Origin of the sequence: Collinsella aerofaciens ATCC 25986 (assembly GCF_964259375.1) — a bacterium.
In the GTDB taxonomy this organism is placed as follows: Bacteria; Actinomycetota; Coriobacteriia; order Coriobacteriales; family Coriobacteriaceae; genus Collinsella; species Collinsella aerofaciens_BO.
This window is the reverse complement of the sequence record NZ_CAXVJM010000004.1, coordinates 44322-58106: the sequence shown is the minus strand read 5'-3', so window position 1 is coordinate 58106 and position 13785 is coordinate 44322. Positions and strand designations below refer to the sequence as shown.

The window sequence follows — 13785 nt, the reverse complement described above, 5'->3', positions numbered from 1 at the left end:
TGGCTTAATTACCTACCGCCTTTGTGTGTTTTGAATAGTACGAGCATTGTTCCCCTCGGTCAATCACTTAAAAGCGCTAACCTGTTATCGGTTTTTTAGATAGCTATCGAAAGGACGGGCGCCGATGACCCTCCAGCAGCTTCGTTTTCTGATCGCCGTGGCAGAGTCCGGCTCAATCAACGCCGCAGCTCAGCGCCTCTATACCGCACAGTCCAATATCTCCAACGCCGTCAAAAGCCTGGAACAGGAACTTCATATCGAAATCTTTACGCGCTCTAGCCGCGGTGTTGCACTCACCAACGACGGCACCGAGCTTTTGGGCTATGCGCGCCAGGTCGTAGAGCAGGCCGACATGCTCGAGGCCCGCTACGAGGACGGCGGCACCCCGCAAGCCCGCCTCGCCATTTCCGCCCAGCACTACGCCTTTTCGGTCGAGGCCTTTGTCAACGTGGTCGAGCGCTGCCGCGACAGCAAGTTCGAGTTCATCATGCGCGAGACCACCACATCGCAGATCATCGATGACGTCCGTGCGTTTCGCAGCGATATCGGCATTCTGTATCTGGACGACTTTAACGTCCGCGTTCTGCAGAAGGCTTTTGCCGATGCCCGCGCAAGCTTCCATCCCCTATTCGACGCGACGGTCCACGTGTTCGTCAGCGAACGTCACCCGCTCGCACGCCGCCCTCAGCTGTCCCTTGCCGACCTCACGCCCTATACGCGCTACAGCTTTGAGCAGGGAACCTCAAACTCCTTCTATTACGCCGAGGAACCTTTTAGCTATATCCCTTGCGACCGCAACATACGAATCTCGGACCGCGGAACACTTACTAACTTACTTATCACGTCGAACGGTTACACCCTGTCGACCGGCGTCCTCTCCAATGAAATGCAATGGGGTATGGCATCGATCCCGTTAGCAGACGCCTCAACGATGCACGTAGGCTATATCATGCACGACGAGCGCAAGCCCTCTCCCCTCTTGCAGCAATACCTCGATGAGCTCAACCGCATCATCCATGCCAACTAACTGTCGGAAGACGGGGTAGAAATCATAGATTGCTAGCCCCCGGCGGGCATGGCGCTACAATGGTCACTCGCACGAAACATACCCAACGAAAGGAACCATGTGAAGGTCATCATCTATACCGACGGCTCGGCCCGATCAAATCCGGGACGCGGCGGCTACGGCGCCGTGCTCAAATACACCAACCCCGCCGGCAAGACCTTCACCTCCGAGCTTTCGCGCGGCTACGCCAAGACCACCAACAACCGCATGGAGCTCATGGCCGTTATCGTGGCGCTCGAGGCACTCAACCGCCCCTGCGACGTCGAAGTCCATTCCGATTCGCAGTACGTCGTCAACGCCTTCAACAAGCACTGGATTGACGGATGGAAAAAACGCGGCTGGAAGACTGCCAACAAGCAACCCGTCAAGAACCGCGATCTGTGGGAGCGCCTGCTCACCGCAAAGAGCAAGCACAAAGTGGAGTTCATCTGGGTTAAGGGCCACGCCGGTCATGAGCTCAACGAGCGCTGCGACGAGCTTGCCACCACGGCGGCCGACGGCAGCAACCTCGATATCGACGCCGGCTTTAACGAGAGCGACCTGTAATAGCGTTTTCGCGCAGCTTTATATCCCCACGCGCTACACTCATCCTGTAGACCAAACAACGCAAGGGGGACGTATGCTGCGCATCGCGACCATCGGCACATCCATGATCACCGACGACTTTATCCAAGTCGTCAACGCCAACGACCAAGCCGCGTTTGTGGGCACGCTTTCACGCGATGCCAATCGCGGTGCTGCCTTTACCGCCAAGCGCGGTGGCGAGCGAAACTTTACCTCACTCGATGAGCTTGCGGCAGCCGCCGACGTCGATGCCGTCTATATCGGCAGCCCTAACGCACTTCACTACGAGCAGGCCCTTGCCTGCATCGCCGGTGGCAAGCACGTCATCGTCGAGAAGCCCTTCTGCGCCACCGAAGCGCAGGCGCTCGAGGTCTTCCGCGCTGCCGAGGCAGCAGGTGTCGTGGCCCTCGAGGCCATGCGCCCCCTCCACGATCCCGCCTTCCACGCCATCGAGGACGCCCTGGGCGAGATCGCCCCCATCCGCCGCGCCTCATTGCGCTTTGGCAAATATTCCTCGCGCTACAACGAGATTCTCGCGGGACGCGCCACCAATATCTTCGACTGCAATATGGCATCGGGTTCCCTCATGGACATTGGCGTCTACACCGTCGAGCCCATGGTCGAGATTTTCGGCATGCCCTCCGGCCTTACGAGCATGGCTACTCTGCTCGACCCCACCACGCGACAGCTCACGCACGGCCCCATCGATGGCTGCGGTTCCATCCTCGCCAGCTACGGCGGTGGCCGTATCTCCGTCGAGCTCGCGCACTCCAAAATTACGAATGACCTACTGCCCTCGCAGATCGAAGGCGAGCGTGGCACTATCCAGATCGACCATCTGTCCACGCCCCGCAACGTCCGCATCGACTATCGCGGCGACGTCGTACGCGGCTCGGCGACCGAGGCGCCGCGCGAACAGGGCGATAACGGCCGCGTGCTCGACCTGCCCAAATCGAGCAACACCATGGAATACGAACTCGCAGACTTCATCACCGCCATCGGCGGCATCGATAACGTCAAGGAAGAGATTTGGGAGACCCCGGCGGGACGCCACGAGCTTGGCCACTACCGCGATGTCACGCTCGTCTCACTGCGCATCATGGATGCCGTGCGCCAGCAGGCCGGCATAACCTTCCCGGCCGACGCAGGCAAGCAGGCATAGCGATGGGCTTCTTCGATACGTTCTTCTCCAGCGTCACCAGCGGCAGTCGAGAGCCTCAAAAACCATCGAACGTCGAGCTCGAGCTGCGCCGCAGGCTTACTGTGCTCGCAAGCGACGAGGCCACTCAAGACGCTCCCCTGCGCTATTTCCTGCGCTGGGAGGGGCAAGTCCAGGGCGTCGGTTTTCGCTTTACCAACACCAACCTCGCGCAGACACGCGCACTCACCGGCTGGGTGCGTAACATGGAAGACGGCTCAGTCGAGATGGAGATACAGGGGGCTCCGGCAAACATCCTATCTCATCTCGAGGCGCTTCATGCCTCCTACGAGCGCATGGGAACGCGTTTTCGCCTCGTAGACGCCCAGACCCGAGCCCCACTTGCCAATGAAGACGGTTTCATTCCTCGTTATTAGTATTGTGTGCTAAATACGGTATCATTTACCTACGACCGTTGATAGAAAAGAGGCGAGGCGCATGGCGGTGCAAAGAAGGAATACCAGGCAGCGAAAGCTGGTTCTTGACGCCGTGCGCCAAAGCTATAACCATCCCACCGCCGACGAAATCTACAACGCCGTACGCGAACAGGATGACAAGATCAGCCGCGGTACGGTCTACCGCAATCTCAATCTCTTGGCCGACGCCGGCGAGATCCTCTCCATCAAGACGCCGGGCGGCAGCCGCTTCGATCGCACCATCGAGCCGCACGCACATATCATCTGCACCTCGTGCAGCCGCGTCATCGACGTACCGCTCCCCTTCGATGCCCAGCTCGACGCCAAGGCGTCCGAGCAAATCGGCTGGCACGTCACGTCGCACTACACCATCTTCGAGGGTCTCTGCCCCGACTGCCGGTAGCCCTTAGTGGCATGCCCGCAAATCTACTTGCCCATCCGCTACAGCAAAAAGTAGATTTCTAGGTATGTCCCGAAAACCTACTCGGCGAGCAGACGGCGCAGTTCCTCTTCGACCGTGCGCACGTAACGGACGCGGTCGTTGATGCCTCGCATGGTGGGGTTGCAGCTCTCCATCAGATAGGGATGGCCCACGACGTTGAGCATGTCGCGATCGTTCTCATTGTCGCCAAACGCCATCATCTCATCGGGCGAAATCCCCAGGGCACGACCGTAATCGGCAAGCGCGGAGCCCTTGCCCGAACCGAAACCGATAAAGTCCGTCCATTCGGTTCCCGACGTCATCACGTCGACACGGTCGCTAAAGAGGCGCTCGAAATACTCCAGGGCCGCCGGCTGATCCACCTCGGGCGTCTGGAAGGCAATCTTAATGACGTCCTCGTCGATGTCCTCGGGACGGTCGACCACCGCCACATCGCAGTGGACCTCATAGCGCAAATGGTCGACGAACGCATCGTTGCCGCTCATGGTGTAGAGGTGTCCCTCGCACGAAAGTGTCACGTCGGCATGGGGATACGCAACCACGGCATTCGCGATATCCATAGCAAGGCTACGCTCCATGGAACGCTTGACAACGGCACGCCCCTCGCTCATCACCAGGGCTCCGTTTTCGCATACATAGGCGAGCTCATCGGCCACCGGGGCAAACAGATAGCGCAAGCTCGCATATTGACGGCCGCTCGCCGGCATAAACACGATACCGCGACGATGCAGTTCATCGATGAGCCCAAAGGCCTCGGAACGCGGCTCGCGCTCCCCCGGATGCAGCAAAGTGCCGTCCAAATCGCATGCAATCAGCTTGATTCCCTCAAGACCCATATGCTTCCCCCAAAGCCTCTTATCAACAGCAAGACGGACTTTGATTGGTCGCCCCTCAAAGCCCGTCTTGCGCATACGCGCGCTTAGCCGCGCGTCTTTTTTACGATGGTAAAGTCGGGAGCCATGCTCACGACGACCTCCGCCGCACTCGACGCAAAGCGCCGGCTGGCATCGAGCTCGCGCGTGACCACCGAGAGGCGAACGCCCTCGATACCCCGGAGCATGCGGCCCAAAACAGGCTGCACCGGCGTATACATGCGCACGGTATGCTCGTCCGAGTCGCCCCGGAAGAGCGGCGCATGCATGTTGCCGATCTCCCAGCACGCATGCGCGAGCGCAATCGGATCCATGCGGTCGACTTCGACCAAATAAACCTCGGCGCTGCGCAGGCGCACGACAACCGCCACGGGCACCACACCCGAACGGTCAATGGCGAGCACGTCGCCGTCGGCAAGACGACCACCGTCGGTAGCATCCGGCCGAACATCGATCGTGCGCCCCAGCTCCGTCACGCCCGCAAACGCGCATACATCTGCCTGGTCCCAATCGAGCAGTAGCTCATCGACCTCAAAGACACCGCCCAGCTCCCGGCGAAGCAAAAGCTCATAGGACGGGTCGTTGAGATTTCCGAGGCACGTTGTCGAAACCAGATTTGCAGGCATAGCCTAATCCTCGACCTCGACGAGCTCGATATCGAAGTTGAGATCCTTGCCGGCAAGCTCGTGGTTGGCATCGAGCGTCACAGCCTCGGGCGTCACGTCAATGACGACGGCGGGGACGGGCATGCCGCTCGGCGTGGACAGGAAGAGCTTCATGCCCTTCTCGATCTGCTCGATGTTGGGAACCTGCTCGGCCGGGAAGGTCAGAACCATCTCGGGATTGTGCTCGCCGTAGGCATCGGCAGCAGGAATGTGCACGGTCTTCTTCTCGCCCACCTGCATGTCGACAACAGCGGCGTCGAAGCCCTTAATCATCTGACCGGCACCGCAGGTGAACTCCAGCGGCTCGCCGCGATCGTAGGAGCTATCGAACTGCGTGCCGTCGTCGAGCGTGCCGCGATAATGGGTCTTGACCTTCTTGCCCTGGTTGGACATGGTAACCTCCGTGATAAGGGCGGCGCACAACGCAGGCCGCCGTGAACATATGGCGCTAACTATACCCTAGTCATACAATTCAATGACAGTTTGCAAAGAAACGCTGCAACCGGAGGAACCATGGCATATCCCGTATTTGACCTACACTGCGACACCGCCGACCGAATCGGCTGGGCCACGCTCGATCTCGACCTGCGCTTTACCGCCGGCACCGACGGTTATTTCCCCGGCGACGAAACGCATCCGCAAGATTTCGACCTCATCGAGGGCAACGCCTGCGCCATCTCGCTCGCAAAGATCGGCAACACGCCGTGGGCACAGTGCTTCGCCACGTTTGTCCCCGACGAGATTCCCACCGCCCACGCCGCGCGCTTCCAGGCGCAAATCATGGCGCATATGAGCGGCCAGGCAATGCTCAACCACGACCGCATGGTCAACGTACGCAGCGCCGCAGACATTCGCCCCGCGCTCAAGGACGGTAAAGTCGCTTGCATCCACACCATCGAAAACGCCACGTTCTTTGCCGAGGACCCCGCACTGATCGAGGTGCTCAAGAGCTTGGGCGTGCTTATGTCGTCACTCAGCTGGAACGCGCAGGGACCGCTCGCGAGCGGACACGATACCCACGCCGGCCTCACCGCCGCCGGCATCGAGGCGCTTGCGCAGATGGAGCACGCCGGCATGGTACTCGACGTCTCCCACCTCAACGATGAGTGCTTTGACGAGGTTGTCGCCCACGCCACGCGTCCCCTCGTCGCCAGCCACTCCAACTCCCGCACCGTCTGCAGCGTCAAGCGCAACCTCACCGACGACCAGTTCCGCACCATTCGCGACATGGGCGGTATCGTCGGCCTCAACTACTGCAGCGAGTTCCTATCCAACGACGCAACCGACAAGACCGCCGCAGACGTCACCTTCGACCAGCTGGCGGCACATATCGAGCACTGGCTCGACCTGGGCGGCGAGGACGTCATCGCGCTCGGCGGCGACTGGGACGGTGCCACGGTGCCCGCTTTCCTCTCCGATGCCAGCATGATGCCCGAGTTCCAGAACATGCTTTCCAAGCATTTTGGCAAGACCGTGATGCAGAAGCTCTGTAGCGACAACGCGCTTGCCTTCTTTGAGCGTTATTAATTTCACATCCCTTGAGCGGGCCGGCATGCCGAACGGTCGACATGCCGGCCCGTCCCCAATCTGAAGGACCGCTTTTGACGCAGCAGTTTACGATTTCTGTATCCCGGCCGGATGGGACGCCCATCTTCGTCGTCGTTACCAAAAAGCGCGTCAAAAACTTCAACCTACGCGTCACATCAAGCGGTGAGGTCCACGCCAGCGCACCGCTCGGCGCCAGCCGCGAGCGCATCGAGGCATTTGTGAAGCGCAACAGCGCCTGGATTGTCAGCCGACTTGCCCAGCGCAAGCAACGTCAGGCGGCAGCGCGAGAGCCACTCAGTCCCTCGTCCATCATTGCACTTTGGGGCAAGCCCATCACGGTACAGGATGCGCTCGATCACAACTTTGCATCACCCGCACCGCGACCCAAGCAGGCTACTTTCGCAAGTTTTATGGGTACCGACGAAACGGACGAAGGCCCACAGGCCAAGCGGCGCGCAATCCTCGACGGCCTAACGTCCGACGAGCTCCAAGCCCACATCAGCCAGCTTTATACGACCGAGGTCACCGCAGCGCTACGCGACATCGTGCACGCGTACGAAATCGCAATGGGCGTCACCGTGGCCCGCATCTCCGTGCGCAGCATGAAAACGCGTTGGGGCTCATGCACGCCCAAGACCGGAGCCATTCGCATCGCACGCGAGCTCGCCGCCTATCCCATCGAGTGTCTCGACATGGTTGTCGCCCACGAGCTCGTCCACTTGCTCGAGCCAAGCCACAATCAGCGGTTTCACGCCCTGCTCGGCACATACTGCCCCAACAATAGAGCTCTGTCGCAGCGGCTCAAGCAGCCACCCATAGAGACGTATTAGAACCGGTTAGCGCACGCGCTCGATCTCGACGCCGCAGCTTGCCAGGGGAAGACCGACGGGCGCCCAAGGCTTATCGAGCTTAACACGCACGCCAAGCAGCAAGGGGTAACGACGCAGCAGCATCTGGGCCACACCCTCGGCTGCCGCCTCGATGAGTTTAAACGTATGCTCGCGCAGATAGCCATCGACATCGTGGCACACCGAGCCGTAGTCAATCGAGGCGTCCAGGTTATCGTGCTCCCCCGCTGCACGCAGGTCGGCATAGAGCACCAAGGACACGATGAACTTCTGGCCCAGCGCGTTCTCTTCGGGATACACGCCGTGGTTGGCAAAGACCTCGAGACCGTCGATAGTAATGCGATCGGCATGGCGCAGATCGTCATAGCTCACGTGGGGAACCGCCGTTGCGGTGGATATTTCGCCCCTTCCACGGCGGGCGAGCTCGGCGCCTTCAGTCTTGGTTGCATTCTCGGGCAGTTTCTTGTTGCTCATCGCGATCGTCTCCTTCGTTTAGAACCCCGACCGCGTAAAATAACTACACGCGAATCGACAGGTTCTTTTTATCATCGCTCCAGTTGCAAGCATTGCGCGCGGGGCATGCAAAGCAGGCGCGCGACGCTTTGTCGGCTGCATAGAGCAGACGCTCAAGCGGTTGGCTGTTCACGCGCAGCTTTCGATGGCCCAGAATGGCCGTCTTAATGGCTGCGGCATCGGCCGGCTCAAACGCCACGTCATCGGGCATGCCGCCGAGAATCGCATCAGCGACGCGTTCGCTTGCAACATCATGGGATATACCCGATTCATACTGTTCATCTTTGCCGATATCGTGAAGAAGTGCCGTGGCGTAGATGATCTCGCGGTCAAATTCGAGCTGTTCCTCGAGATTCTTAATCCACATAATGCGCGCGACATCCAGCAGATGGTCAATACCGTGGCGGCAAAAGATGCGCCCCGATTCCAACTGTGCAATGTTGCCCAGGTGCCGCCGGAACAGGCCATTGGCACAGATGTAATCGATACGAGGCATGACGCCAAAAGGCGCCAGGCCCGAAGCCATAAAACCGCGACGCGACGTCCCCTCATCGGTCTTCGATGTAAAGTCGTTGACGACCCTCATGCTAACGACCCAGCATCCTAAAGAACCGCTCCTCGAGCGCGGGATCGGTCTCAAAGACGCCGCGACGAGCGAGCGTCACGGTCTTGGTGCCGGGCTTTTGCACGCCGCGCATGGTCATGCACATGTGCTCGGCTTCCATCAGCACAATCGCCCCTTGGGGAGCAAGATATTCCATGAGGGCATCGGCAACCTGCGCACACAGCTGCTCCTGCAGCTGCAGACGACGGGCATAGACCTCAACCGTGCGGGCAAGCTTAGACAGACCTGCCACGCGACCGTTAGGGATATAGCCGATCGCAGCCTTACCATAAAACGGCAGCAGATGATGCTCGCACAGCGAGTAGAACGTAATGTCGCGCTCGATAACCAAATCGTTCGAAGCGACGGCAAAAGTTTTGGACAGGTGCTCCTCGGCACTCTGGTCCATACCGCCGGCAATCTCGCCATACATACGGGCGACGCGTGCCGGAGTCTCCAGCAGGCCCTCACGAGTTGGGTCCTCGCCTATACCTTCAAGCAGCAGCTTAATGGCAGTCTCGACTTTTTCCTGATCGACCATCTGGGCCTCACTTTTTTCGATTTCGCGTTCGCGCTATGGTACCACGCCCTCCGGCATCGACCGCAAGCTACATAGTATGGGTCGAATAGACCGGATCGTCCCGCCAAAGCTCCACAGCATCGCAAAGCGCAACGCCCTCACGTGCAGCACGAGTGCGCGTGGCGTTCATGTCGATCACGCGCTGATTGCTCGAGCCCCTAAAGCGCAACGAGATATCGTACAGATCCTGAACGAACGGGCCGTCCACCAACATGTCGAGGCAGGCCAGGATACGGTCCGTCACCTCGGTATGATGACGGCCACCCGGCATAAGCTCCTCGAGCACGTCACCGGTAAAGCACCAAATGGTCTTGCCCGACCCAGCAGGATAGGCCGCACGCACGCGCTCGATAAAGTCAACAAGCCCCGCCTGATTCTCGGGCTCCATAGGCTCGCCACCCAGAATCGTCAGGCCATCGATAAAGGGATGATCGAGATTCTCGATAATCTTATCCTCGACGGCGCGATCGAACGGCTCGCCCGCAGCAAAGTCCCACGCGACAGAGTTAAAGCAATTCTTGCACCCACGACGGCACCCGCTCACAAACAGAGAAGTACGAACGCCTTCACCATCAGCAATATCGAAATACTTAATGTTCGCGTAGTTCATAAGTAACTCTCCCGGGAGGCCGGGACATATCTTCCCGTCCTCAAACATTCTCGGCCTTCGGCCTGCGAAACTGCGGGCGGGACGATATGTCCCGGCCTCATGCAAAGGGTAACTCAATGAACGAAGCGAACATCGAGCATAGGGTTCGAGGTCCAATAAAAACTGGGTTGCGGCTCAACCGCCATCGCAAGTAAATCGCAGCTGCAGCTCAAATTATTTCCGCTAAGAACTTCGAGGAGTGAGCAGACCGCGCGCTGCATCTCAGCTACGTTAACTTGGCTGAACCGAGAGGGCCGCTTGGGCTTTTGCTCGATATGAGTTCCGCACGCAAAGAAGGCCACTTAATGTGGCCTTCGTCTTGCGCAGGACTGTCCGAAATAGCGAGCAAATGCCCAAGCGGCCCTCTCGGTTCAGCCCCGGAGCGGTATTAGAGATGCAGCACGCGGTCGCGGATCTCCTCGGTTCGACCCTGGTTCCAGAACTGGGTACCGATGTAGCCGCACGTACGACGGGCGACGTTCATCTTCTCCTGGTCGCGGTTGCCGCAGTTGGGGCACTCCCATACCAGCTTGCCATCGTCCTCGACAATCTTGATCTCGCCATCGTAGCCGCACACCTGGCAGTAGTCGCTCTTGGTGTTGAGCTCGGCGTACATGATGTTGTCGTAGATGTACTGCATCACGCGAATGACAGCCTTGAGGTTGTCCTGCATGTTGGGAACCTCAACGTAGGAGATGGCGCCGCCCGGCGAAAGCTGTTGGAACATGCCCTCGAACTTGAGCTTATCGAAAGCATCAATCTCCTCGGACACATGGACGTGATAGCTGTTGGTAATGTAGCCCTTGTCCGTCACGCCCGGGATAATGCCAAAACGGCGCTGCAGGCACTTGGCAAACTTGTAGGTCGTCGACTCAAGCGGGGTGCCGTACAGCGAGAAGTCGATATCGCTTTCGGCCTTCCACTCGGCGCACTTGTCGTTCATGTGCTGCATGACGGCCATGGCAAACGGCGTGCCCTCCTTCTCGGTGTGGCTGTGACCCGTCATGTACTTAACGCACTCATACAGGCCGGCATAGCCCAGGCTGATCGTAGAGTATCCGCCCACGAGCAGCTTGTCGATCGTCTCGCCCTTCTTCAGACGCGCCAGGGCGCCGTATTGCCAAAGAATCGGCGCGGCGTCAGAAAGTGTACCCATCAGGCGCTCATGACGGCACAGCAGGGCACGGTGGCACAGCTCAAGGCGCTCATCGAAGATCTTCCAGAACTTGTCCATATCCTGGTGCGAGCTCAGTGCGACATCAGGCAGGTTGATGGTCACAACGCCCTGGTTAAAGCGACCATAGTACTTGGGCTTGTTCGGGTCGTAGTTCAGCGCGTTGGCAACGTTGTTAAAACCGTTGCCCGAACGGTCGGGCGTCAGGAAACTGCGGCAACCCATGCAGGTGTAGCAATCGCCGTTGCCGGCGGTCTCGCCCTTAGACAGCTTGAGCTCGCGCATCTTCTTCTCGGAGATGTAATCGGGCACCATGCGCTTGGCGGTGCACTTGGCAGCCAGCTGGGTCAGGTAGAAGTACGGGGAATCCTCGTGAACGTTATCGTCCTCGAGTACATAGATAAGCTTGGGGAATGCCGGGGTAATCCACACGCCGGCCTCGTTCTTAACGCCCTCGTAGCGCTGGCGAAGCGTCTCCTCCACGATCATGGCAAGGTCGTGCTTCTCCTGAGGCGTACGGGCCTCGTTAAGATACATAAAGACCGTCACGAACGGCGCCTGGCCATTGGTGGTCATAAGGGTCACGACCTGATACTGAATCGTCTGGACGCCGCGACGGATCTCGTCACGCAGGCGATCCTCAACGACCTCGCGAACCTTTTCGGGAGATGCGGAAACGCCGAGCTCCTCGAGCTCGCGGGCGACCTCGCCACGAATCTTTTGACGGCTCACCTCAACAAAGGGGGCAAGATGGGTCAGCGAGATGGACTGGCCGCCGTACTGGGAGGAAGCAACCTGGGCGATAATCTGCGTCGCAATATTGCAGGCGGTCGAGAAGCTGTGCGGCTTCTCAATCAGCGTGCCCGAAATAACAGTGCCGTTCTGGAGCATGTCCTCCAGGTTCACCAGATCGCAGTTGTGCATATGCTGGGCAAAGTAATCCGAATCGTGGAAATGGATCAGACCCTCATTATGGGCATCCACGATCTCCTGAGGCAGCAGCACGCGCTGGGTCAGGTCCTTGGAAATCTCGCCAGCCATATAGTCGCGCTGAACGGAGTTGACGGTCGGGTTCTTGTTGGAGTTCTCCTGCTTGACCTCTTCGTTATTGCACTCGATCAGCGACAGGATCTTGTCATCGGTCGTGTTCTTCTGGCGCTTCAGGCTCTGAACATAGCGATAGATGATGTAGTGGCGGGCAACCTCGTAGCAGTCGAGACGCATGATCTCGTCCTCGACCAAATCCTGGATCTCCTCGACCGAAACGGTGTGGCCCGCGTTCTCGCATGCCTCGGCGACGTTTTGCGCCGCATAAACCACCTGGCGGTCGGTTAGACGAGAGCTCTCCTCGACCTCCAAGTTAGCGGCGCGGATGGCATTGACAATCTTATCGATGTCAAAGACAACCTCGGTGCCGCTGCGCTTGATGATCTTCATCCTCTTGCCTCTTTCGCGTCGTAGCCTCATTGCGCTTCAGAGCCAAACGATGCCCGGCAGGGCTTGCCCCTGTCTTGCGGCGCCGTCGCGCAATCTGTGTTCTCGATAAACCATAAGCCTCTATGCGGACATTCCCAGGAGCCGATCAAGCGGCTCAAGGACACGTTCAAAAGAGGCAATTAAGGTCTTCGTTCTCTGTCCGCCATCTATCATACGACAAAGATGCATCTATATCCTGTATTCTTTTTTTAGGTCAAACACAACATATAGTGTTTCAGCAGGTCAAAGCAATTAGTCATTTTGCAGACGCATTATAAATGAGGGGTATTTGACAAGTCGGTAAAACGTTACCAACACGGCTACCTGCATGGCAGCTATAAAACCCCCTTAGTCAAGCCACTGACAAATCCTACTAAAACCAAGCCACTCACGCCAAAAGAATCCAAAAGATTATGCTTGACCAACATGTTGCGGTCACGCTCGGCCAGGACGTATGCAATCTGCCGGCACCCCTACGGGATACGAAGACCATCGCATACAGACCTTGGATCAAAATTTGCTGGCATGTTTGGCGGCATAAAACAAAACAGTCCAGAAGCAAAGCCTCTGGACTGCGAACATTTGGTGGGCGTTAGAAGATTTGAACTTCTGACCTCTTCCGTGTCAGGGAAGCGCTCTCCCCCTGAGCTAAACGCCCAAATGGAGCGGACAACGGGGCTCGAACCCGCGACCCCAACCTTGGCAAGGTTGTGCTCTACCAACTGAGCCATGTCCGCCTGCGAGGATTTAATATACGGGATGATCCACCCGAATGCAAGAACTATTTTCCAATAATTTGAAAAAAGTTCGAGCCAATGTGATGGGTACGAAAAAGCCCGGCTACCGTAGTAGTCGGGCTGTTGCGCTTGGAGCGGACAACGGGGCTCGAACCCGCGACCCCAACCTTGGCAAGGTTGTGCTCTACCAACTGAGCCATGTCCGCATATGTAAAACAAAACGGGCGCCGGAGCGCCCGGATGTTGCCTGGAGGCGAAGCCCGGATTCGAACCGGGGGTAAAGGCTTTGCAGGCCTCTGCCTTACCACTTGGCCACTTCGCCGAAAAAGGACCGCTTGAGACGGTCCGGAAATGCAATGGAGCGGACAACGGGGCTCGAACCCGCGACCCCAACCTTGGCAAGGTTGTGCTCTACCAACTGAGCCATGTCCGC

The 13785-nt window shown here is 58.4% G+C and carries 15 protein-coding genes and 5 tRNA genes; 7 read left to right on the top strand and 13 right to left on the bottom strand.

Going from position 1 to position 13785, the window contains the following annotated elements; genetic code table 11:
• Positions 1-124 precede the first annotated feature (124 nt).
• From ACEXKH_RS02680 to ACEXKH_RS02660, 5 genes are all read left to right on the top strand, one after another.
• Entirely contained in the window at positions 125-1027 is a 903-nt protein-coding gene (locus ACEXKH_RS02680; protein WP_373572977.1) for a LysR family transcriptional regulator, read from the top strand.
• 48 nt (positions 1028-1075) lie between these two features.
• The gene (gene rnhA, locus ACEXKH_RS02675; RefSeq protein ID WP_171021500.1) at positions 1076-1612 is read left to right on the top strand and encodes a ribonuclease HI; all 537 of its coding nucleotides are present in this window, start codon (positions 1076-1078) and stop codon (positions 1610-1612) included.
• A gap of 73 nt (positions 1613-1685) precedes the next feature.
• Entirely contained in the window at positions 1686-2792 is a 1107-nt protein-coding gene (locus tag ACEXKH_RS02670; RefSeq protein ID WP_373572976.1) for a Gfo/Idh/MocA family protein, read from the top strand.
• Between the two features lie 2 nt (positions 2793-2794).
• Entirely contained in the window at positions 2795-3205 is a 411-nt protein-coding gene (locus ACEXKH_RS02665) for an acylphosphatase (protein ID WP_373572975.1), read from the top strand.
• A gap of 61 nt (positions 3206-3266) precedes the next feature.
• A complete protein-coding gene (locus ACEXKH_RS02660; protein WP_171025146.1) occupies positions 3267-3647 on the top strand; it encodes a Fur family transcriptional regulator in 381 nt (126 codons plus the stop codon).
• 77 nt (positions 3648-3724) lie between these two features.
• Here ACEXKH_RS02660 and ACEXKH_RS02655 read toward each other — a convergent pair whose 3' ends face one another.
• From ACEXKH_RS02655 to ACEXKH_RS02645, 3 genes are all read right to left on the bottom strand, one after another.
• Complete coding sequence (locus tag ACEXKH_RS02655) at positions 3725-4522, bottom strand: HAD-IIB family hydrolase (protein ID WP_373572974.1); 798 nt, start codon at positions 4520-4522, stop codon at positions 3725-3727.
• Positions 4523-4605: 83 nt separating this feature from the next.
• Positions 4606-5184, bottom strand: coding sequence for an urease accessory protein UreE (locus tag ACEXKH_RS02650; RefSeq protein WP_373572973.1), 579 nt, complete (start codon positions 5182-5184; stop codon positions 4606-4608).
• Between the two features lie 3 nt (positions 5185-5187).
• A complete protein-coding gene (locus ACEXKH_RS02645; protein WP_117817160.1) occupies positions 5188-5616 on the bottom strand; it encodes an FKBP-type peptidyl-prolyl cis-trans isomerase in 429 nt (142 codons plus the stop codon).
• A 120-nt stretch (positions 5617-5736) separates the two neighbouring features.
• On the opposite strand from ACEXKH_RS02645, the gene ACEXKH_RS02640 reads away from it, so the two are divergent.
• Both ACEXKH_RS02640 and ACEXKH_RS02635 read left to right on the top strand, forming a co-directional pair.
• A complete protein-coding gene (locus ACEXKH_RS02640; protein WP_373572972.1) occupies positions 5737-6750 on the top strand; it encodes a dipeptidase in 1014 nt (337 codons plus the stop codon).
• Between the two features lie 74 nt (positions 6751-6824).
• Complete coding sequence (locus ACEXKH_RS02635; RefSeq protein WP_373572971.1) at positions 6825-7601, top strand: M48 family metallopeptidase; 777 nt, start codon at positions 6825-6827, stop codon at positions 7599-7601.
• Positions 7602-7607: 6 nt separating this feature from the next.
• Here the strand turns inward: ACEXKH_RS02635 and folB are convergent, their stop codons facing one another.
• The 10 genes from folB to ACEXKH_RS02585 all read right to left on the bottom strand — a co-directional run bounded on the left by folB (position 7608) and on the right by ACEXKH_RS02585 (position 13785).
• A complete protein-coding gene (folB, locus tag ACEXKH_RS02630) occupies positions 7608-8093 on the bottom strand; it encodes a dihydroneopterin aldolase (protein ID WP_118226560.1) in 486 nt (161 codons plus the stop codon).
• 43 nt (positions 8094-8136) lie between these two features.
• Positions 8137-8718, bottom strand: coding sequence for an HD domain-containing protein (locus tag ACEXKH_RS02625; protein WP_195239171.1), 582 nt, complete (start codon positions 8716-8718; stop codon positions 8137-8139).
• Between the two features lies 1 nt (position 8719).
• Positions 8720-9277: a GTP cyclohydrolase I FolE gene (gene folE / locus ACEXKH_RS02620; RefSeq protein WP_117766073.1), complete on the bottom strand. Its 558-nt coding sequence runs from the start codon at positions 9275-9277 to the stop codon at positions 8720-8722.
• 67 nt (positions 9278-9344) lie between these two features.
• Positions 9345-9926, bottom strand: coding sequence for an anaerobic ribonucleoside-triphosphate reductase activating protein (gene nrdG / locus ACEXKH_RS02615; RefSeq protein ID WP_373572970.1), 582 nt, complete (start codon positions 9924-9926; stop codon positions 9345-9347).
• 427 nt (positions 9927-10353) lie between these two features.
• Positions 10354-12576 carry an anaerobic ribonucleoside-triphosphate reductase gene (gene nrdD, locus ACEXKH_RS02610; RefSeq protein WP_195239173.1) on the bottom strand — a complete coding sequence of 741 codons (2223 nt, stop codon included), beginning with the start codon at positions 12574-12576 and terminating at the stop codon, positions 10354-10356.
• 622 nt (positions 12577-13198) lie between these two features.
• A tRNA-Val gene (locus tag ACEXKH_RS02605) sits at positions 13199-13273 on the bottom strand.
• A 3-nt stretch (positions 13274-13276) separates the two neighbouring features.
• Positions 13277-13352 (bottom strand) — tRNA-Gly (locus ACEXKH_RS02600).
• 130 nt (positions 13353-13482) lie between these two features.
• Positions 13483-13558 (bottom strand) — tRNA-Gly (locus ACEXKH_RS02595).
• Between the two features lie 42 nt (positions 13559-13600).
• Positions 13601-13674 (bottom strand) — tRNA-Cys (locus tag ACEXKH_RS02590).
• Positions 13675-13709: 35 nt separating this feature from the next.
• Positions 13710-13785, bottom strand: a tRNA-Gly gene (locus tag ACEXKH_RS02585).